The 20,835-nt window shown below is 54.0% G+C and carries 17 protein-coding genes; 13 read left to right on the top strand and 4 right to left on the bottom strand.

Annotation, left to right across the window (positions count from 1 at the left end; translation table 11 throughout):
- Positions 1-30 precede the first annotated feature (30 nt).
- From dnaE to tilS, 3 genes are all read left to right on the top strand, one after another.
- On the top strand, positions 31-3,534 hold the full coding sequence (gene dnaE, locus NDQ72_02910; GenBank protein WKD28907.1) for a DNA polymerase III subunit alpha: 3,504 nt from the start codon (positions 31-33) through the stop codon (positions 3,532-3,534).
- 173 nt (positions 3,535-3,707) lie between these two features.
- Positions 3,708-4,664 carry an acetyl-CoA carboxylase carboxyltransferase subunit alpha gene (locus NDQ72_02915; protein WKD30341.1) on the top strand — a complete coding sequence of 319 codons (957 nt, stop codon included), beginning with the start codon at positions 3,708-3,710 and terminating at the stop codon, positions 4,662-4,664.
- The gene (gene tilS, locus NDQ72_02920) at positions 4,645-5,937 is read left to right on the top strand and encodes a tRNA lysidine(34) synthetase TilS (protein WKD28908.1); all 1,293 of its coding nucleotides are present in this window, start codon (positions 4,645-4,647) and stop codon (positions 5,935-5,937) included. The genes NDQ72_02915 and tilS overlap by 20 nt, the downstream gene beginning before the upstream one ends.
- On the opposite strand, the gene ppx is transcribed toward tilS, so the two are convergent.
- Complete coding sequence (gene ppx, locus NDQ72_02925) at positions 5,918-7,453, bottom strand: exopolyphosphatase (GenBank protein ID WKD28909.1); 1,536 nt, start codon at positions 7,451-7,453, stop codon at positions 5,918-5,920. The genes tilS and ppx overlap by 20 nt on opposite strands.
- 465 nt (positions 7,454-7,918) lie before the next feature.
- Between ppx and rho the strand changes: the two genes are divergently transcribed.
- The 7 genes from rho to NDQ72_02960 all read left to right on the top strand — a co-directional run bounded on the left by rho (position 7,919) and on the right by NDQ72_02960 (position 14,860).
- Positions 7,919-9,178: a transcription termination factor Rho gene (gene rho, locus NDQ72_02930; GenBank protein ID WKD28910.1), complete on the top strand. Its 1,260-nt coding sequence runs from the start codon at positions 7,919-7,921 to the stop codon at positions 9,176-9,178.
- Positions 9,179-9,247: 69 nt separating this feature from the next.
- Positions 9,248-10,741 (top strand): 4-hydroxy-3-polyprenylbenzoate decarboxylase, encoded by a 1,494-nt coding sequence (gene ubiD, locus NDQ72_02935; protein WKD28911.1) that lies wholly within the window; start codon positions 9,248-9,250, stop codon positions 10,739-10,741.
- 42 nt (positions 10,742-10,783) lie between these two features.
- Positions 10,784-11,563: an NAD(P)H-flavin reductase gene (locus NDQ72_02940; protein ID WKD28912.1), complete on the top strand. Its 780-nt coding sequence runs from the start codon at positions 10,784-10,786 to the stop codon at positions 11,561-11,563.
- 569 nt (positions 11,564-12,132) lie between these two features.
- Positions 12,133-12,309 (top strand): hypothetical protein, encoded by a 177-nt coding sequence (locus NDQ72_02945; protein WKD28913.1) that lies wholly within the window; start codon positions 12,133-12,135, stop codon positions 12,307-12,309.
- Between the two features lie 3 nt (positions 12,310-12,312).
- Entirely contained in the window at positions 12,313-13,392 is a 1,080-nt protein-coding gene (locus NDQ72_02950) for a 3-deoxy-7-phosphoheptulonate synthase (GenBank protein ID WKD28914.1), read from the top strand.
- A gap of 89 nt (positions 13,393-13,481) precedes the next feature.
- Complete coding sequence (locus tag NDQ72_02955) at positions 13,482-13,994, top strand: DUF3087 domain-containing protein (protein ID WKD28915.1); 513 nt, start codon at positions 13,482-13,484, stop codon at positions 13,992-13,994.
- A gap of 125 nt (positions 13,995-14,119) precedes the next feature.
- Positions 14,120-14,860, top strand: coding sequence for an MliC family protein (locus NDQ72_02960; GenBank protein WKD28916.1), 741 nt, complete (start codon positions 14,120-14,122; stop codon positions 14,858-14,860).
- Between the two features lie 30 nt (positions 14,861-14,890).
- On the opposite strand, the gene NDQ72_02965 is transcribed toward NDQ72_02960, so the two are convergent.
- The gene (locus NDQ72_02965) at positions 14,891-15,961 is read right to left on the bottom strand and encodes a metal-dependent hydrolase (GenBank protein WKD28917.1); all 1,071 of its coding nucleotides are present in this window, start codon (positions 15,959-15,961) and stop codon (positions 14,891-14,893) included.
- A gap of 76 nt (positions 15,962-16,037) precedes the next feature.
- Between NDQ72_02965 and NDQ72_02970 the strand changes: the two genes are divergently transcribed.
- From NDQ72_02970 to NDQ72_02980, 3 genes are read left to right on the top strand one after another with little or no spacing between them, the layout of a single operon-like run.
- Positions 16,038-16,487, top strand: a complete 450-nt coding sequence (locus NDQ72_02970) for a DUF411 domain-containing protein (GenBank protein WKD28918.1) — start codon at positions 16,038-16,040, stop codon at positions 16,485-16,487.
- A gap of 18 nt (positions 16,488-16,505) precedes the next feature.
- Positions 16,506-16,946 (top strand): lactoylglutathione lyase, encoded by a 441-nt coding sequence (gloA, locus tag NDQ72_02975; GenBank protein ID WKD28919.1) that lies wholly within the window; start codon positions 16,506-16,508, stop codon positions 16,944-16,946.
- Between the two features lie 24 nt (positions 16,947-16,970).
- A complete protein-coding gene (locus NDQ72_02980; GenBank protein ID WKD28920.1) occupies positions 16,971-17,423 on the top strand; it encodes an META domain-containing protein in 453 nt (150 codons plus the stop codon).
- A 29-nt stretch (positions 17,424-17,452) separates the two neighbouring features.
- Here the strand turns inward: NDQ72_02980 and NDQ72_02985 are convergent, their stop codons facing one another.
- Both NDQ72_02985 and NDQ72_02990 read right to left on the bottom strand, forming a co-directional pair.
- Positions 17,453-18,646, bottom strand: coding sequence for an FAD-dependent oxidoreductase (locus tag NDQ72_02985; protein ID WKD28921.1), 1,194 nt, complete (start codon positions 18,644-18,646; stop codon positions 17,453-17,455).
- A 10-nt stretch (positions 18,647-18,656) separates the two neighbouring features.
- On the bottom strand, positions 18,657-20,798 hold the full coding sequence (locus NDQ72_02990; protein WKD28922.1) for an FAD-dependent oxidoreductase: 2,142 nt from the start codon (positions 20,796-20,798) through the stop codon (positions 18,657-18,659).
- Between the last annotated feature and the right edge of the window lie 37 nt (positions 20,799-20,835).

Raw genomic sequence — 20,835 nt, forward strand, 5'->3', positions numbered from 1 at the left:
TATTTATCTAGCTTTGTTGCTGAGAGTCCCATGACGGTTCCGTTTGTTCATCTACGTTTGCACAGTGAATACTCCCTGGTTGATGGCTTGGTAAAACTCAAGTCACTGGTCAGTACCACCGCTGAGCGCGGGATGCCGGCTCTGGCGTTAACCGATGAAGCTAACTTGTTTGGTTTGGTTAAGTTCTACAAAGCGGCGCAGGGCGCTGGCCTCAAGCCCATCATCGGTAGCGACTTATGGTTATATAACCCCCATGATGAGGCCCACCCATATCGTATTACGCTGCTAGCGATGAACGATGTTGGTTACCGCAATCTCACTGAATTGATTTCTAAAGGGTGGACCGATGGCCAGCGCCAAGGGCGCGCTATTCTGGATAAACAGTGGGTGCTAGCGCAAAGCGAAGGACTGATTGCGCTATCAGGCGGGCGTGAAGGCGAGATAGGTCGCCACTTGCTGTCTGATCATGAGCGCGAAGCCCGAGAGCTGTTAGAGGAGTGGCAGCAGGCCTTTCCAGACCGTTTTTACTTGGAGTTAATTCGCACCGGGCGGCCACTTGAAGAAGATTGCGTTCACGCGAGTGTGAAGTTGGCGATTGAGTCGAATATCCCCGTGGTCGCGACCAATGACGTGCGCTTTTTAGAGCGAGAGGACTTTTGGGCACATGAAACCCGCGTTGCCATTGGTGAAGGCAAGGCCTTGGATGACCCGCGCCGTGAACGACGCTACACCGAAGAACAGTACCTAAAAAGCCCTGAGGAGATGGCAGCACTGTTTGCTGATATTCCTGAGGCGCTTGAGAACAGCGTTATGATCGCCGAGCGGTGTAGCGTTGATGTACGGTTGGGTGAAATTTTCCTACCTGAGTTCGAAATTCCCGAAGGGATGACTCAGGATGAGTTTTTCCGCAAAGTCTCCCATGACGGCCTCACTGAACGGTTAGATTTTCTGTTCCCCGTTGAACAGTACCCCCGCGATAGCGACGCCTACCGAGAGATTGATCAACGTTACCGTGACAGGCTTGAGTTTGAACTGAACGTTATTATCCAAATGGGCTTTCCTGGTTACTTCCTGATCGTGATGGACTTTATCCAGTGGGCCAAGGATAACAACGTGCCAGTCGGCCCAGGGCGTGGTTCCGGTGCGGGCTCATTAGTGGCTTACGCGCAAAAAATTACCGATCTTGACCCTATTGGCTACGATCTGCTGTTCGAACGCTTTCTTAATCCTGAGCGTGTCTCCATGCCTGACTTTGACGTCGACTTTTGCATGGAGAAGCGCGACAAAGTGATTGAATATGTAGCTAATCGCTACGGCCGCAATGCGGTATCTCAGATTGTTACCTTTGGCACCATGGCTGCGAAAGCGGTGGTGCGCGATGTGGCGCGCGCCCAGGGGCGGCCTTACTCCCTGGGCGATAAGCTCTCTAAGCTGATCCCCTTTGAAGTGGGTATGACGCTTGCCAAAGCGATAGAGCAAGAACCGGCACTGAAAGAGTTTATCGGCAACGACGACGAAGCCGAAGAGATCTGGGAAATGGCCCTCAAGCTAGAGGGCACCACCCGGGGGACCGGTAAGCACGCGGGGGGCGTCGTTATTGCGCCCACCAAACTGACCGATTTCTCGCCGCTGCTGTGTGATGAAGATGGCTCTGGCCTGGTGGTGCAGTTCGATAAAAACGACATCGAAGACGCTGGGCTAGTAAAGTTCGACTTTTTGGGCTTGCGGACGCTGACGATTATCGACTGGGCACTGGAAATGGTCGATAAAGTGCGGGGGGTAAACGGTCAAGCGCCACTTAACATCGACGCTATCCCGCTGGACGACAGCAAAACCTTTGAGATGCTTAAACGCGCGGAAACCACCGCCGTTTTCCAGTTGGAATCTCGTGGTATGAAGGAGCTGATTAAGCGCCTGCTGCCAGACTCTCTCGACGATATGATCGCCCTGGTGGCGCTATTCCGCCCAGGCCCGCTACAGTCGGGCATGGTTGATGACTTTATCAATCGTAAGCACGGCCGTGCCGAAGTCTCTTACCCCCACCCAGATTATCAGCATGACCTGTTAAAGCCGGTACTCAGCCCGACATACGGCATTATTTTGTACCAAGAGCAGGTCATGCAGATTGCTCAGGTAATGGCCGGTTATTCTTTGGGGCAGGCAGACATGCTGCGCCGCGCCATGGGTAAGAAAAAGCCCGAAGAGATGGCCAAGCAGCGTTCAGGCTTTATGGAAGGCTGCGCCGCCAACGGTATTGATAAAGATCTTGCTGGCAATATTTTTGATCTTGTTGAGAAATTCGCCGGTTATGGTTTTAACAAGTCGCACTCTGCCGCCTACGCCTTGGTGTCTTATCAAACCGCCTGGTTGAAAGCGCACTATCCTGGCCCGTTTATGGCCGCCGTTATGTCAACGGAAATGGATAACCTGGACAAGGTAGTGCCGCTAATTGAAGAGTGCCGCCACCTCAAGCTGACCGTCACACCGCCGGATGTTAATGTCGGTGGCTACAAGTTCACCGTTGATACGGAAGGGCGCGTGGTTTACGGCCTGGGGGCCATTCGCGGTGTCGGTGAAGGCCCGATTGGTGCGATTGTTGAAGCCCGTAGCACCGATGGTCCATTTAAAGATCTGTTCGATTTTTGTCGCCGTCTTGATCCAAAACGGATGAACAAGCGAACGCTAGAAGCGCTGATTCGCTCTGGCGCACTGGATAATCTTGGCCCTAACCGGGCGGTGCTTTCCGCCGCGATGGAAGACGCCTTGAAAGCTGCTGCTCAAAACCATGCCAACCAAAATCTGGGTATGCTGGATATGTTTGGCGATGCGTTTACTGCGGAAGAGGAAGAAACGGACCCTTACGCTGAGTATCAGAGCGCCCGTGAATGGACAGATCGTGAGCGCCTTTCTGGTGAAAAAGATACACTGGGCCTCTATCTGACCGGCCATCCCATTGATGAATATGAGCGAGAGCTAAAGCGCTTTGTCTCTACTCGCATTAGTGATTTGAAGGCCTCTCGTGAGCCGCAGCGGGTGGCTGGCTTAGTGGTAGCCATGCGCACCATGAAGTCCAAGCGTGGCGATACCATGGCGTTTATCACGCTGGATGATCGCACCGGGCGGATCGAAGCTTCCCTGTTTGGCGAACTATTTGAGCAACTGCGGGGCCAAATAGAATCTGACCAAGTGATTATCGTTGAAGGCGAAGTATCCAACGATGACTTCTCCGGCGGTTTGCGCTTGCGCGGCAAAGACGTTACGCCAATGGTGACCGCACGGATTCGCTATGGCGAAGCGGTAGAGCTTGCATTGGATGCTGAACAGATCAACGGGCGTTTAGTCGATAGCCTGCGTGAGAGTCTTACGCCATACCGCGATACCGGCGGATTGCCGGTGCGGCTGCAGTATCGCCACTCAGCGGCCGTTGGCTGGCTGGCGCTGGCCGATGATTGGAAAGTAGCTCCCAGCGACGACTTATTGTTGGCCCTTCGTGATGTGCAGGGGCAGGTTGGCGTTCAGCTACGCTACCGCTAACAAACGCTATAAACATGCACGTGCCACCGTCAAATTGAGTGCTAAATGGCGGTGAAGCACGCTAATTGAAAGGGTACTGCCTTGCGTGGCAGGTTCAGGGTGCGATAATGCCCCTCATACATGCCCGTTTCGACAAGGCTTCTTTTTTTATAGGCAGCTTACAGGCAGAGCCGATGAATCCTAACTATCTCGATTTTGAACAGCCCATTGCCGAGCTTCAGGCAAAAATTGAGGAGCTGCGTTTGGTCAGCTCCGATAGCCAAGTTAATCTCTCCGATGAGATATCTCGGCTGGAAGAAAAAAGCCGTAAGTTAACCGAATCGATCTTCAAGGATTTAACCCCCTGGCAGGTTTCCCAAATATCTCGCCATCCGCAGCGCCCTTATACGCTGGATTATCTTGAGCATATTTTTACTGACTTTGATGAGCTTCACGGCGACCGCAACTTTGCCGATGATGCAGCCCTTGTAGGGGGTGTTGCTCGTTTGAATGACCAGCCGGTGATGGTCATTGGGCATCAAAAAGGGCGCGATGTTAAAGAGAAAGTGCGTCGCAACTTTGGCATGCCGCGTCCAGAAGGCTACCGTAAAGCCTGTCGCTTAATGGAAATGGCCGAACGCTTTAAAATGCCCATCCTAACGTTTATCGATACGCCAGGGGCTTACCCAGGGATCGATGCGGAAGAGCGTGGTCAGTCGGAAGCCATTGCGTATAATTTGGCGGTGATGTCACGCCTGAAAACACCGATTATCTCCACCGTAGTGGGGGAAGGTGGTTCTGGTGGCGCGCTGGCGATTGGTGTGTGCGACGAGCTGCATATGCTGCAGTACTCCACCTATTCGGTTATTTCTCCGGAAGGCTGTGCGTCTATTCTTTGGAAGAGCGCTGAAAAAGCATCTGACGCCGCTCAAGCCATGGGAATCACTGCTGAGCGCCTCAAAGAGCTTGGCTTTGTTGATGAGCTAATTAAAGAGCCGCTGGGCGGTGCTCATCGCCATCCGCTGACGACGGCTGAACGCGTTAAAGAGGCTTTGGCTAATAGTCTGGAGCGTCTGCAAAGCTTTGATAGTGATGCGTTACTGGAGCGCCGCTATAAACGGTTAATGAGCTATGGCGCCCCAGCCGCCTAAGCCGCTGTTACGTTTACTGAATGACGCCCTGGCGGAGACCCCGCCGGGGCGTACTATTTGGGTAGCGCTTTCCGGTGGGCTAGACTCTTCGCTGCTGCTGACGTTGGCCGCTCAGGTTTGCCGAGACGCACGTCGTCCGCTGCGGGCGATTCATATTAACCATGGCCTACAGGCGGCAGCCAGCGCCTTTGAAGCGCATTGTCAAACGCTGTGCGATACGCTGGGTGTATCACTAGTGACGGCCAACGTTGCTGTGGACGCTCAGGGCGAGGGCATCGAGGGGGCGGCGCGTCGAGCGCGCTACCAGGCGTTTATGGCGCATATTCCCGCTGGCGATACGCTATGGCTAGCCCAGCACCAAGATGACCAAGCCGAGACGCTACTGCTGGCCGCATTGCGCGGCAGTGGTGTGCGTGGCTTGGCGGGTATGCCTTTTCGCCGCGAGTGGCAGGGGCTCACTCTGCTGCGCCCCTGGTTGAGTGTCAGCAGACAGACGTTGGCTGATGCGGCGCATGGATTATCAATCAGTTGGTGCGAAGACCCGACAAACCGAGACATCGCGTTTGATCGCAATCGCTTACGCCATCAGGTGATGCCAGCATTACAGCTACGTTGGCCTGGCGCTGCACGAGCCCTTGCCAACAGCGCTCAGCATGCCGGTGAGGCAGACCAGCTATTGGCGGCCTATGCCGCGGAAGAGCTGGCAGCGCTGATGCAAGAAGAGCACTGCATGGATGCTACGCTGCTTAGTCAACGCTCCTTACCTCGCCAGCGGCTGCTGGTGCGTACGCTTTGTAAGCAGCTAGCGCTCCCAACCCCTCCGCAAAAACGCCTTGAAAGCCTGCTTGCGCAATTAGACGCAGCGGATGACGCCCAGGTGAAGGTTGAATGGCCAGGGGCAGACGCACGGATTTGGCAACGCCGTCTTTATCTCATGGCGCCGCTTAAGCCGCTGCCTAAGTGGGAAGCCGAATGGGAGGGTACGCCAGGGCAGCTAACCCCTTTGGGGAGGCTGGAAGTATCGCTGACGCCGCCGCGTCGCGTAACGTTGCGTTGGCGACATGGTGGTGAAGTGGTGGCGTTAAAAGAGCGCGGACGGCGCGACGTTAAACGCTTGCTCCAAGAGCGAGGAGTGCCGCCCTGGGAGCGTGAGCGTTTGATTGTAGTAATGGAAGGTGAGTCATGCTTGGGCGTTATCCAGCCGCCTGCCGACGTATTGTGGCAGGCTGAAGGCGTTGCTCTTGCCGCTACCTCTACGCAACCGAAAACGTAAATCCAGCCGCTGTCATATAGGCCTGTTCCTGCTCCATATCGGTACTTAACAGCGTCGGTTCGTCGCTGGTTGGTAGCGTCATCAGCAGTGCTTCACCCTCCGCGTTAATCTCTGGTAGCGGCGGGGGATTTTCAGACCGGGAGTGATTAATAAGCACGGCAAGGCGCAGCAGGCGAGCAAGTTTGGCACAGCCTTCCTGGTGTGAGGCGGGCAGTGCCTGCCACTCTTTAGTCGGAAACTTGCGTCGATGGGCGCGCACTAAAAATGCCAGTAGACGCTGCTCAGGGCGTGAAAAGCCAGCCAAGTCGGAATGTTCTAGCAAATAGGCGCCGTGGCGATGGAATTGACTATGAGAGATAGCCAAGCCAATTTCATGTACATGACTTGCCCAGACAAGATAGTGGCCTTGCTCTTGGGTTAGCCCCCAGGCTTTTTTTACTTTATTGAATAGGCGAAGGGCCGTGTCGGCGACATTTTCTGCCTGCCGAGAATCAACATCATAAATCCGCTTCAATGCATCTAGGCTTTTCGAACGGGTATCTTCCGCACTATTCCGTCCCGCCATGTCATAAAGCACTCCTTCGCGCAGGGCGCCGTCTGCAAAGCGCATTTGGGAAAGATTAAAGGCTTCAAAAATAGCGTTTAAAATGGCGATACCTGCCGGAAAGACTTTTGCTCGGTCAGGTTTTAGACCATCTAGCTCAACTTTCTCCAGCTGTTTGCATTTTAGTAGGCGTTCACGCAGCTTTTTCAATCCACTACGGGTGATAACACCTTCTTGGGGCGAATCGCCGTAAGCATATAACACGCTCGCAGCAGCCTTTATCGTTCCGCTAGAGCCCACGGGGTCATCCCAGCCAAGGCGTAGGTAGGGACGCTGAATGTTGGCCAGTTCTGACAGGGCAGACAGCTCAGCACGACGCATACGCTTTTCACTAAGTTCGCCATCAGGAAAAAAGCGGCTGCTGAAGGTGACGCAGCCCATGCGTAAGCTCTCAAGTGCTTTGGGCTCGAAGGATTCGCCAATGATAAATTCCGTCGACCCGCCGCCGATATCAACAATTAAGCGGCGACCAGTTTCGGCTAGTGCGTGGGCGGCACCTAAATAAATAAGCCGGGCCTCTTCGCGGCCAGCAATAATTTCGATAGCGTGGCCAAGCTGCGCTTCGGCACGCTCGATAAACGCTTGGCTGTTATAGGCATCGCGCAACGCATTCGTACCGACAATGCGCAGATTGGCATCCTCAATGTCGTTGAGAAAGGGTGCAAAGCGGCCCAGACAGTCCAACGCGCGCTGCATGGCTGCCTCGTTTAAATAGCCGTTCTCGTCTAGCCCAGCGGCTAACTGAACCTTTTCACCCATCCTGGCAACGACTTGAAGGCGCTCGTTTTGATAGTTAGCGACCAGCAGGTGGAAGCTGTTAGAACCCAGGTCTATGGCGGCTAAGCGCTGTGGTTCAGTGTTATCCAGTTCAGCCGACGGCGCGGTGAGAGGGAGTGAAATTTCCTTGGGCATGGGCTTTCCTTCCTAGTGGCTATGCCAAGGTTGCGGTGCCTTATTAGTATTGTCAATTGTCAAAGACTTGCGTTTATCGCGGGCCTTGACTACCATCCAACTACTGGCTTGATCCGAGTTAACTTGTTTGCCTATTAAACAGGCGTATTACTCGGGTATTCCGAGCAGTACGTATCCAATGGCATCAGCCAGATGTCCAAGTCGTCAGATAACCCGCTGAAACAGCATTTTCTGTGCCGATCAGATTAACTAGTTTATTAGCACCCTCACGTTAAGCAGTCGTTGATGCCGTTACTCCTTTATTGGCATTTACTTCAAGACTGCCTAGCTTTCAGTATCTGAGCGTGTGCCTAGATGGGGTTCTGAACGCATCACTCGGCGCTTAGCCCTACTTTTAGGTCACGCCTCCTGTCTTATTCCCGGCGCTTGTCGCCCAGCTTTCATGAGCAACTTTCTAACACACCGATGAATCTCACTGAACTCAAGCAAAAAACCGTTCCCGAGCTGCTCGATATCGCCCGCGAGATGGGTATCGACAACTTAGCCCGTTCGCGCAAGCAGGACATCATTTTCGCCATCCTCAAAAAGCATGCTAAAAGTGGAGAGGATATTTATGGCGATGGTGTGCTGGAAATCCTTCAGGATGGCTTCGGCTTCCTGCGTAGCGCTGACAGCTCGTACCTCGCTGGACCGGATGATATCTACGTATCGCCGTCTCAGATCCGTCGTTTCAATCTGCGTAAAGGCGACTCCATTTCCGGCAAAATCCGCCCGCCTAAAGAAGGTGAGCGCTACTTTGCCCTGCTCAAAGTTAGCCAGATCAACTTTGATCGTCCGGAAAATGCCAAGCATAAGATTCTCTTTGAGAACTTAACGCCGCTGTTCCCAGACGACCGGCTGCGCATGGAGATTGGTAATGGCTCTACCGAAGATCTTACCGCGCGCATCATTGACCTGACTGCGCCGATTGGTAAAGGTCAGCGTGGTCTGTTGGTGTCACCGCCTAAAGCGGGTAAGACACTGATGCTACAGAACATCGCGACGTCCATTACGCGTAACAATCCTGAGTGCCATCTGATTGTATTGCTGATCGATGAGCGTCCTGAGGAAGTGACCGAAATGTCACGCACTGTGCGTGGCGAAGTGGTTGCCTCTACCTTCGATGAACCACCCGCCCGCCACGTGCAGGTTGCGGAAATGGTGATCGAAAAAGCCAAGCGTCTGGTTGAGCACAAGAAAGACGTGGTGATTCTGCTCGACTCCATCACCCGTTTGGCGCGTGCCTATAACACCGTGGTGCCCAGCTCTGGCAAAGTGCTAACCGGTGGTGTGGATGCCCACGCTCTTGAGAAGCCAAAACGTTTCTTCGGTGCCGCGCGTAATATCGAAGAGGGCGGTAGCCTGACGATTATTGCCACTGCACTGGTCGATACCGGTTCGAAAATGGACGAAGTCATTTTCGAAGAGTTCAAGGGCACCGGCAACATGGAAGCGCACCTTGACCGCAAGCTGGCTGAGAAGCGCGTGTTCCCCGCGATCAATATCCGTCGCAGCGGTACCCGTCGTGAAGACCTCCTGGCGTCTGAAGATGAAATGCAGCGCATGTGGATTCTTCGCAAGCTGCTCAACCCGATGGAAGACACAGCTGCTACAGAATTCCTGATTGATCGTCTGAAGGATACCAAGACGAATCTGGAGTTCTTTGAAGCGATGAAGCGCCGCTAGGCGCTGCATTACGGCCAAGCACCAGCGATAAATGTCTGACAGCCGGGGAAGTGCCTTGGGGAGAGTGCCTTGAAGTACCACGACTTGCGCGATTTTATTGCGGCACTTGAAGCGCAGGGTGAACTCAAGCGAATTAAAGCAGAAGTTGATCCTTATCTGGAAATTACCGAAATTTGCGACCGGACATTGCGTGCTGGTGGCCCTGCGCTGCTGTTTGAGAATGTGAAGGGGCACGACATGCCGCTGCTGGGTAACCTGTTTGGTACGCCTAAACGGGTTGCGCTGGGCATGGGGCAAGACTCGGTAGAGGCGCTGCGCGAAGTGGGTAAGCTACTGGCGTTTCTAAAAGAGCCCGATCCACCCAAAGGGCTAAAAGACGCCTGGGACAAGCTGCCGATTTTCAAACAAGTGCTAAGTATGGGGCCAAAAATCGTTAAACGAGCGCCGGTACAAGCGCTATCGTTTGAAGGCGATGAGGTTGACTTAGATCGTTTGCCGATCCAGCACTGCTGGCCTGGCGATGCGGCGCCGCTAGTGACTTGGCCATTGGTGATTACCAAAGGTCCGCATAAAAAGCGTCAAAACCTCGGTATTTACCGCCAACAGAAAATTGCTAAAAACCGCCTGATTATGCGTTGGCTCTCCCATCGAGGCGGTGCGCTGGATTTTCTTGAGTTTCAAAAAGCGCATCCCGGTGAGCCATTTCCTGTGGCGGTGGCGCTGGGGGCTGACCCTGCAACGATTTTAGGCGCTGTCACACCGGTACCCGACTCTCTCTCCGAGTATGCGTTCGCAGGGCTTCTTCGCGGTTCACGCACAGAGCTTGTCAGGTGCGGACATGCTGACCTGGAAGTGCCTGCGTCTGCAGAAATCATTCTTGAAGGGTTTATTTACCCCGACGATATGGCAGCGGAAGGGCCATTTGGCGATCACACCGGTTATTACAACGAAGTCGATCACTTCCCCGTTTTTACCGTCACGCGGATGACGATGCGACGGGACGCGATATACCACTCTACGTATACCGGTCGCCCACCCGATGAGCCAGCTATTCTAGGCGTCGCGCTTAACGAGGTGTTTGTTCCGATCCTGTGTAAGCAGTTCCCGGAGATTGTTGACTTCTATCTGCCGCCGGAAGGGTGCTCCTACCGGATGGCCGTCGTGACCATGAAAAAGCAGTACCCAGGTCATGCCAAGCGCGTCATGATGGGGGTTTGGAGCTTTCTGCGTCAGTTTATGTACACCAAGTTTGTCATTGTTCTGGATGACGATGTCGACGCGCGTAACTGGGAAGACGTGATGTGGGCAATTACCACGCGTATGGACCCAGCACGGGATACCGTGATGGTGGAAAATACCCCCATTGATTACCTCGACTTTGCATCTCCGGTGTCCGGGTTGGGTTCTAAAATGGGGCTCGACGCCACCAATAAATGGCCAGGAGAAACGGATCGAGAGTGGGGGACACCCATCGTGATGGACGATTCGATAAAGACCCGCGTTGACGAGCGTTGGGACGAGCTGGGCATTGATATCCCGTTACCCACACCTCGCCACGGCTAACCCAGTGGCGCAGGTCGGACGATTCTTCATAAAGAGGCTTTCATGAGCGCAAGCACGTCAACTTGCAAGACGTTAACCTGCCAGGTAACCGCCGTTGAGGATTTAAATCCCGACGTCTTTGGGGTGACCCTGGAAGGGCGGCCAGAAGCCATGCAGCATGCGCCTGGTCAGTATTTAGAGCTGAAACTAGACGATAACACCTGGGTGCCGTTTTCAATTGCCAGCGCTGAACGTGGCGATGGCATTATCGAATTGCATATTCAGCACTGGCCTGAACGGGACAATTCTGCTCGCCTGAGAGAGCTGTTGCAGGTGGCCAACCAGTTGACCGTACGCTTACCCAGCGGTGACTGCGTGCTGGACGCCGAAAGCGAGCGCCCGCTACTGCTGGTTGCGGCAGGCACCGGTTTTGCACAGATGAAAGCGATTGTAGAAGCAACGCTACGGCAGCAGCCTGCTCGGCCTATTTCGCTATGGTGGGCAAACCGCGAGCACCGCGATCTGTATGCCGAAGACTTGGCCTGCGAATGGGCACAACAGTATGCAAATGTTGCTTTTCAAGCCGTAACAGAGTTTCCGCTTACCGAGCCGCTGGCGGTTGGTGAACGAATATCACACCATCAAGGACGCATTGACCTAGTGCTGGAAAGTGCCCTTGAGAGCGAGCTTACAAAGGCTCAGTTGACGCTCAGTGATTGTGATATCTTCCTATCAGGCTCGCCGGGGATGGTTTATGCCTGTGTTGATGTGTTCGAGCGGAAAAACATCAGTAGTGAGAGAATGTTCTCGGATGTATTTGCCTACGCTCCTCGCCCTCACTAAAATGATTGGCCGATAACTGACGCACGGCATGTGCTGATAACCGATACCGATAAAAAAGGAGGCTTTCATGGCCCACCATGACGACAACTTCAAAGACGAATCAGGTTTACTTTCTATTGTGCTCGGCGTTGTGGTCCTGGTTAGCATGAGCGCACTGCCCGCAACGATTGGTTGGGTACAAGCGTTTGGCGGCTGAAGGTTGCCATTTTGCTTCTATGCAGGCAGGATTAAACACTTAGATGTCACCGTTTGCGATGAGCAACGTGAATTAGACTTATAAATTAGGATGTAGCCATGCACACAGCACAATGCACTTGCCACACACAAGCAATGCCGGTATCGGCGGCGAGTGCTTGGGCGTGCGTTGCTGCGTTCTTTTATGCTGCCTATTGGTTTAGCCACGGTGTGCCCCTGGCCGACCAGTAGCGTCGCGTCATCAGGCACACCGACTAGGTTGCCTGCCGCATGCAAAGAAGCCTCGGTTGGTAGCCCAACCGAGGCTTCTTTCGTTTTAACGGTTTATTTGGTTTAACTTGGGTTTCACAGACATTTCATCAAGGAGCTGCATCATGATGTACCGCGCATACTCTCTCGCTAATCTGCTCGCCAATACTGCCAACTATATCGGTTATGGCTATGGCTGGCGATTTAGCGACGCGCGGTCGGTGCAAGCTGCCACCTCCGACCGTGCAAGCCAAGGTGGCAAGTTGTTGTTATCACGATGTCACACGCTTCCGGAGAGTTAAGTTATGAATGCCCATGTCCGCCCTGCTTGCACAACCTTGTCAAACCTAGCGTCATTAACGAACGGTCCCTCAAGCTCATCGCAGCCATTGCCTTTGCCGGCAGAGCTACGCCGCAGTGTCGCTATCAATAGCCAACTGGGTGAGCAAATTGCCCACCAGCGCCAAGCGGTTCAGCGTATCCTGAATGGTCAAGATAAGCGCTTATTAGTGGTTGTTGGCCCCTGTTCCGTCCACGATCCAGAAGCAGCGTTAGAGTATGCCGATCGGTTGGCTGCGCTAAGCGAAGAAGTTAGTGAGCAACTATTACCGGTCATGCGTGTTTACGTAGAAAAGCCACGTACCACCGTTGGTTGGAAGGGGTTGGCATACGACCCAGGGCTAGATGGCCGTGGTGATATGTCAAAAGGCATCACCCTCTCTCGTGAACTTATGCACGCGGTTGCCTCGCGGGGACTGCCGGTGGCCACAGAGCTTCTACAGCCAATGCTAGCCCCCTACTTAGATGATCTGCTGAGCTGGGTCGCCATTGGCGCTCGTACCACTGAGTCGCAGTTACACCGCGAGCTGGCAAGTGATCTTGCGGCCGCAGTGGGGTTCAAAAATGCGACGAGCGGCGACGTTCAGGTTGCCATTGATGCTATGCAGGCAGCGGCTCATTCCCACCAGCGTTTCGCCATGGATAATGAAGGACGCCCGATCATGCAGGAAACGGCTGGTAACCCCAATACGCATGTGGTGTTACGAGGTGGCCATGGCGAGCCAAACTACCAGGCGAATCATGTGCGAGCAGCGGTAAATACCCTACGAGACGCCGGGCAGAACCCTCGCTTAATGGTGGACTGCAGCCACGCCAATGCGCGAAAAGATCACCGACGCCAAAGCGAAGTGCTGCTCGACGTATTGGCACAGCGCAAGGCAGGCGATGCCAACTTGGTGGCGCTGATGCTCGAAAGTTACTTGTTTGAAGGTAAGCAAGCGCTATCGCCTAACGCGATGCGCTACGGTGTATCGGTGACCGATGCCTGTGTGAGTTGGGAAACCACGGAACGATTGCTCAAAACCGCTGCTGAGCGAATGAGTTAACCTAGTCATCTTCCAGCCGCTGGATAATCTCTTGTTTGCCCTGGCCAGCCCCGTATCATAAGAGACTACTTTTTATGATGAGGTTGGCCATGGTTTTCACCCTTGAGCAGCATAATCCCAGTAGTTACCAGCGCAAGGCGCGAATGATCAGTATTGCCATGGCAGGGCAATTAATTGTCTTCGGGTTACTGTTCTCGATGCTTTTAACTTCCGCTTTTGGCAGCACCTTATGGCTCAATGGGCTGGGGGTCTTCCTTGGCTTGTTGGCCACCAGCGTACTGTTTGCGGTGCTTAAGGATCGCCCATGGATGGCTGAAATGCGCTACGTATGGCAGCTCAAACACCATCTTTCTCAGGTTAGTGGCTACCTGCAACCACTGCGCCGAGGCGTGGAGGAAGATAATCGTGTAGCACTGGATATTGTGACGTTTTACCATCAAGGCATGACGCAGCTCGCTGAGCTTAACGGCCGTACTACCGATGATGATTCTGAACGCCTAGCTGAAAAAATGCAGATAAAGCTAAAGCGCGAAGAGCTGGGGCTGCCAGCCCAGGTTGACAGCTTTGACCCGCAGGACTTGAAAGCATTTAAGCGTCGCTAGAAGAGCGACGCCGAACGTTAAGTAGTCGCCGTTGGCAGTGCCTATGATGATAAAAGGCATAACATCGATAGCGGTAACGATAGTGATAGCGGTAACAACAGTGATGACAACAGGGAGCAGAATGCATGACTTACTCACCTAATCGGTTAACCGGTTTGATTGCGCTAACGGCCACGGTTGCATTGACGGGCTGTGCAAATACTGGGACAACGCCTGCTGATTCTGCTGCTGGAGTGTCTAAAACAACCGTACACAGCAGTGCACCGCTACTGCCTGCTACGCTATTTCCAGGCAGCGCGGCTCATTTTGACGCTTGGGAGTGTCAACCCGCCAACCAGAACTTGGTCACCGCGGTGAACGACGATAACCTGCGTCTTTGGTCACTACATGGTGCCTGGCGTTTACCGCAAGCGATTGTGGCAAGCGGTGCGCGTTATCAAGATGGTGAGATCAGCTTCTGGAATCGTGGCGATCAAGCGCAGGTTGAAACACCACGTGGTCAGTTGCAATGCCAACAGGGGCAGCGTCGAGCCGCAGCAACCCGCGCTGACCATCCTGGCGTGATGTTTCTAGGGCGTGGCAATGAGCCGGGCTGGTCGATTGAACTAGCCAATGATGCACCGATGATGACCTGGACAACGGGCTATGGCAGCGAGACGCAAACCATGCCCTACATGGTAAGCGTCATGGACAATGAGGCGGGCAGAGTGGTGATTGAAAATGCCAATGCCGAGCAGTTTTTCCGCGTACGCATTGAGTCGGGAGCCTGTTTTGATGACATGAAAGGCCAGCCGTATCCCGCTCGAGTCACGCTGACAATCGGCGGGCAGCAGTACAAAGGCTGTGGTCAGGGCATCGCTCCTTAGTCGGCATGGTTTTTTGAGTCCACAGGTGTGTCAGCAACGGTAAAGCAAAGGCTCGGCACGCCATTGTGCTTCAACAAAGTCGCTGGCACACAGTGCGGTGTTATCACCGATAGCCCTGGCAGCGAGCCTTGAAAGTATTTCCAGTCTGGGCTCTTGGGAGGTTTCTAGTTGCTCGCTTATATCGGCAGGGTGCCAGGCATCATCTTTCCACGTTGCCAGGGTAAAACTGAACGGATGAAAGCCTGGGAAGCCAAGACGAATATCGGTGGCGATTAGCGTTTCCTGACCATCGATCAACAGCGTGTCATAGCGTAGAAAGGGGCCAGTAAACCATGTCAGCCGTTGGCCAAGTGGGCTGGCTAGCACGCTTTCCTCAAGTGCGACGTTGCGCTTTATAGGTTCAAGCGTTGGTGGGCCCTGGTCATCAAATACGCTGATCAAACTCTCAAAATAGCGATCCCCGTCAATAACCGTCGCGCGCCACAGTGCAATATTAAACGGCGTCGGTTGAATCAATACCGGTGCTGCCTGTAAGCCAGCGTCCGCCAGTGCTGGGGTTAAGCGTTGTTCAACGCTCCATTTTGCGCCTGCCGCCAGTAGTAAATACATGCTGGATACGGCTAATCCGATCGTACAAGCCCTAGGTACTTTTTTGGCGGCAATGGCGATGGTTAACGCAACCAGCAGCGGTAGGGTGTAAAAAGGATCGATAATAAACACGATAGGCCACGCTACGGGTGGCATATCCAGTGGCCAGAACAGCTGAGTGCCGTAAGTAGTAAATGAATCAAGTACCGGGTGGGTTGTCAGACAGAGAACGAAAAAACACCACCATCTCCCCAGGCTGATATCACGAGCAGGTATGAAACGCTGGCACAGCAGCGCCACTATCGTGGCTAAGCCAGTCAGCACAAACAGGGAGTGGCTAAAACCGCGGTGCTCAGTCACATTAGCCACTGCATCGCCATAATCAAGCATCACGTCTAGATCGGGTAGCGTGCCGAGCAGTGCACCCATCAGTATGGCTTTGCGACCCAGTCGTTTACCTAATATTGCACCACCTATGGCGGCCCCAAGGGCTGCTTGTGTGACTGAATCCACGTAGGTCTCCTTGGGGTGGCCCCGTATTCCAAGTAAGCTAGGTATTATTGTACATGCCGGTGAAGAGGGTTTTTAAATGTCACGAAATCGTCTAGTTAAAGGTCTGGTGGGCAGTCTTCTTGCTGCCTATTCGCTAAGCGCTTTGGCAGCGCCTACGATTGATGTGCACAGCGATCCCAACTGTGGCTGCTGTGGTGCATGGGTAAGCCATCTTGAAGAAGCCGGTTTTGATGTGAACCATCACCGTGACGGCGACCTCCGGTCAGTCAAAGCAGCCAATAACGTTCCTTCAGAACTAGCATCTTGCCACACAGCCATCGTTGATGGTTACGTGATAGAAGGCCATGTACCCGCTGCAGATATTAAGCGGCTGTTAGAAGAGCAGCCAAACGTTATCGGGTTAACAGTGCCAGGTATGCCGCATGGCTCTCCGGGCATGGAAACCGGCCGGGTGGATGATTACGCTGTTCTCAGTTGGACCCGCAACGACAGTATTCCCGCTATCTTTAGCGAATATACCCAGTAATGATGGAGGGAGAATGACATGCAGTTTTTGCACACTATGGTAAGGGTAAGCGACTTAGATGCATCGTTGAATTTTTACTGCGATCTTTTGGGGTTGAAAGAAGTGCGTCGCAAAGAAAATGAGAAGGGCCGTTTTACGCTGGTCTTTCTCGCCGCGCCGGAAGATGAGACGCGCTCTGAACGCTTAGCGGCACCAGAGCTTGAGTTGACCTACAACTGGGATCCAGAAGAGCTCACCGGCGGGCGCAACTTCGGGCATTTGGCCTATCGCGTTGACGATATTTACGCGCTATGCAAAAAGCTTCAAGATAACGGCATTACCATTAACCGCCCGCCACGGGATGGGCATATGGCGTTCGTGAAGTCGCCCGACGGTATTTCTGTCGAGCTGCTGCAAAAAGGCGATGCGTTGCCCTCCCAGGAGCCATGGGCGTCAATGGAAAACAGCGGAAGCTGGTAATTTGTCAATAAGGAGCATGAGACAGTGACGGTCAAATTTGGAGCAATGCTAGCCGGTGTCGCTACCGCGCTATTAATCAGTGCGTGTAGCAGTACACCAGAGCAAGAGAGTACGGCAGCGCCGGAAAACGTGTCGCTGTCAGGCCCGATAGTCGATCAGCGTTGGAATTTACTGCTAGTAGGTACCGATGAGCGGGTATCGTTACCCAATACGCCATTCTTTCAAATTGGACGCGACGGCAGCGTGAGCGGTTCGGATGGTTGTAACCGATTTACCGGCAGTGTGGCGTTGGGTGAAAATCAACGTATCGAGTTTAGCCAGCTCGCCTCGACACGTATGGCTTGCCCCAATATGGAAGATGCCAAGCAAGTAACCGATATGCTTGATACGGCCTATCGCTACCTCATCGACCATGATCGGCTGGTGTTTTTTGGACCAGATAGCCGCGTATTAGGCGGCTGGCGCGAAGCTAACTAAGCCTTCAGTTAGCATCCGATCGCAGTTATCTAGTGCTTAAAAGGCGGGTTGAAGCGGGCAATAAAGCGCGCATCAATCCGCTTTTTCCATTCCCATACCCAGCGGCCTGAGAAACCGATGGCACCTCTGCTGGCAATCGCATGGCCATCGCCAGTGCCAATTAGAGCCAGTACCCGTTTTGGTGGCTTCCAGTTGATCAGCGGTTCACTGTGGCAGGCGGCGCGCAGGTTTTTCGCCAGCACTGGCCCCTGGCGCACGGCGTAAACTCCGGCCTTAGGTAGTGGAGAAGAGAGTAGTGGAGAAGAGGACCGTGGAGAAGAGTGCAGTGATGTATTGAACGCTGCACAGTCTCCAGCAGCGAATAGTCCCGGCTGGCCCGCTACCTCAAGTGTCTTATTCACCTGGATGAATCCTCGCTGATTCAGTGGCAGCGGGGTGTCTTGCAGCCAAGGCTGGCCAACGGCACCGGTAGCCCACAGCACGATATCCGCGTCAATCAGTTCGCCTTCTGAGGTGTAGACGCCACCTGCTATTAGCGCCTGACCACGCACGCCGGGCAGCACCGTAACGCCTGCTCGACGCAGAGCGCGTTGGGTTAACCAGCGGGGCAGCCGACCTACGTCGGGTAGCAGTGTTGTTGATGCGCTGACAAGCGCGCCTTGCCAAGTAATGTCTGAACGTTGTTGGCGCAGCTGCGCCAGCACACTCATTAAGGTCTCACAGCCTGCCGCGCCGCCGCCTACGCTTACCACCCGCTGTGTAGACCCCTGAGGACACTGGTCGACTTTCTCTCTTAGCGCTTGCCAGCGGTTGTGCAGTGAACTAAGCGGTCGCATCGCCAACAAGTAGGGGCTTTGTTCGCCATGTTTTTCGAGAAACGGCTGTTCAGGCAACCTTAACGTAGAGCCAACGTTAAATGAGGCTACATCGAAATGGATCGCCTCGCCGTTCGCTAGCGCTAGCTGGCGCTTAGTGGGGTCGAGAGCCACTGCAGGTGAAGTGATTAAGCGAGCACCTGCCCTGTGAGATAGCGCCGCTACATCAATTTGTGTTTCGCGTAGCGTGCATTCTCCTGCCAGCCACGCTGGCACGCTGCCAGAATAGGCTGACAGCGCACTGTCGCTAACCACGGTGATAGCGATTGACGGATCTGGGTGCTGAGCAAAGGCTTCCAGCACGAAGGCATGGGCATGGCCCGCGCCAATCAGCACGAGATTTTTCATGGGGACATCATTATTCCGCACCACGCCGCCAGAGGAAATAACGCTCCAATAGGGTGAGTATACGCTCGGGCTTATGGGCGTTCTTCCACACGCCAGCGGTGGCCTTGGCAGCTTCGCCAAGCGTGGGGTAGGGATGAATGGTGCCCAATAGCTTGTTAAGCCCCAGGCCATGCTTCATGGCGATAGTGAACTCTCCTAACCATTCTCCGGCGTTTTCAGCCACGATGGTCGCGCCAAGGATTTTGTCTTTACCGGGCACAGTAAGCACCTTGATAAACCCGTCGGTAGCGCCTTCGGCAATAGCGCGGTCGCTTTCACTCATGGCATAGCGGGTAACTTCAAACGCCACGCCCTTAGCGATGGCCTCTTTTTCGTTGAGTCCGACTCGCGCTACTTCCGGCTGGATATAGGTGACAGCAGGCATAAAGCGATAATCTACAGCGAAGCTTTTTAACTCACCAAACAATGCATTGACGGCTGCGTGCCACGCCTGATGGGCAGCGGCATGCGTGAGTTGGTAGGGGCCTGCTAGGTCGCCGCAGGCCCAAATGTTGGGCAGCCGAGTTTGTAGACGCTCGTTGAGTTCCAGCGTGCCAGCGTTGGTGGTAGTGATTCCCAGCGCTTCCAGCCCCAATCCGTCAACATTGGCTTGGCGGCCAACGCTGACGAGCAAATAATCAAATTCGATGGTGATGCGCTGGCCATTGTGCTCTACCACCAGTTGATGTCCGGGGCCATCTTGGCTTACTTCCAAGGCGTTGGCGCCGGTCATTACGTTAACACCTTCCTGAGTGAGCGTGCGCTCCACGTGTTCGCCTACGTCTTGGTCTTCTCGGCCTAGTAACTGTGGAATACCTTCCACCAAGGTGACCTGGCTGCCCAGGCGGGCAAAACTCTGGCTGAGCTCGCAGCCAATTGCTCCGCCGCCGAGTACGACCAAGCGTTTAGGCAGTTCCGTGAGTGACCACAGGTTTTCTGAAGTGAGCAGTGGGGCATGCTCGATGCCAGGCAGCGATGGCACGCGGGGGCGTGCGCCAGTGGCCAGCACAATATGGCGGGCAGTCAGGGTTTTATCACCGATCTTAACTTCCCAAGGAGATGTCAGGGTGGCATGTTCCTGATACACCTCAACGCCCAGGTTGGTGTAACGCTCGACACTATCGTGGGGTTCAATATCCGTAATGGCTTGGTGTACGTGCCCCATCACCTTGGCAAAATCAATCTCCGGCTCGCCAGCGTTAACGCCAAAGCGGTGTGCTGTACGCATGTCGTGAGCAGCACGGGCGGCGCGAATTAGCGCCTTTGAAGGCACACAGCCGGTATTCAGGCAGTCGCCGCCCATTTTGTGCTTTTCTACCAACGCTACTTTAGCTTTTACGGCGCTGCCGATGTAGCTAGTGACCAGACCCGCCGAGCCGCCGCCGATGACCACAATGTCGTAATCAAAGCGGGATGGACGCTTAAAACCACGATAGGCATTGCGTTTTTGCACCTGTAGCGCAATACGGCGAGCTATCCAAGGGAATACGGCCAGCAGCGCAAACGAGGCCAAAAGCCCCGGAGAAATAATCCCGCCCAGGCTTTCAAGTTCACCCAATTGGCCGCCCGCATTTACGTAAACCACGGTGCCGGGCAGCATGCCTAGCTGGCTTACCCAATAAAAGGTGACTGTTTTAAGCCGCGTTAGGCCCATCACCAGATTGATCATAAAGAAAGGGAATATCGGTACTAAGCGAAGGGTGAAAAGATAAAAAGCGCCGTCTTTATCAACGCCACGATTCACCGTGTCGAACTGGCGAGGAAAACGCTTTTCAATCGGATGTCGAAACAGGAATCGAGAGAGTAAAAAGGCCAGCGTTGCGCCGATGGTGCTGGCAAAGGAGATAATTAACAGCCCCCAACCGAGACCAAACAGCGCGCCACCCAGCAGTGTGAGGAGTGTCGCGCCGGGTAGCGATAGTGTCGTCATGACCACATACAGCGCAAAGAAAATGCCCGCAACCTGCCAAGGGGATTGCTGAAATGCAGCCTGGAAATCGCTGCGATAGGTTTGCAGGGTTTCCAAGGTGAAAAACGTATGGGCACCGCTCACATAAAAGCCAAGCACGGCCAGTAGCAGTAGGGTGATAATCAGCAGGCGCTGGCGGTTCATGGCAGGCTCCGGTGGTGTTAGAAGCAGAACAGTCGTT

This window comes from Halomonas sp. KG2, from assembly GCA_030440445.1.
Lineage (GTDB): Bacteria > Pseudomonadota > Gammaproteobacteria > Pseudomonadales > Halomonadaceae > Vreelandella.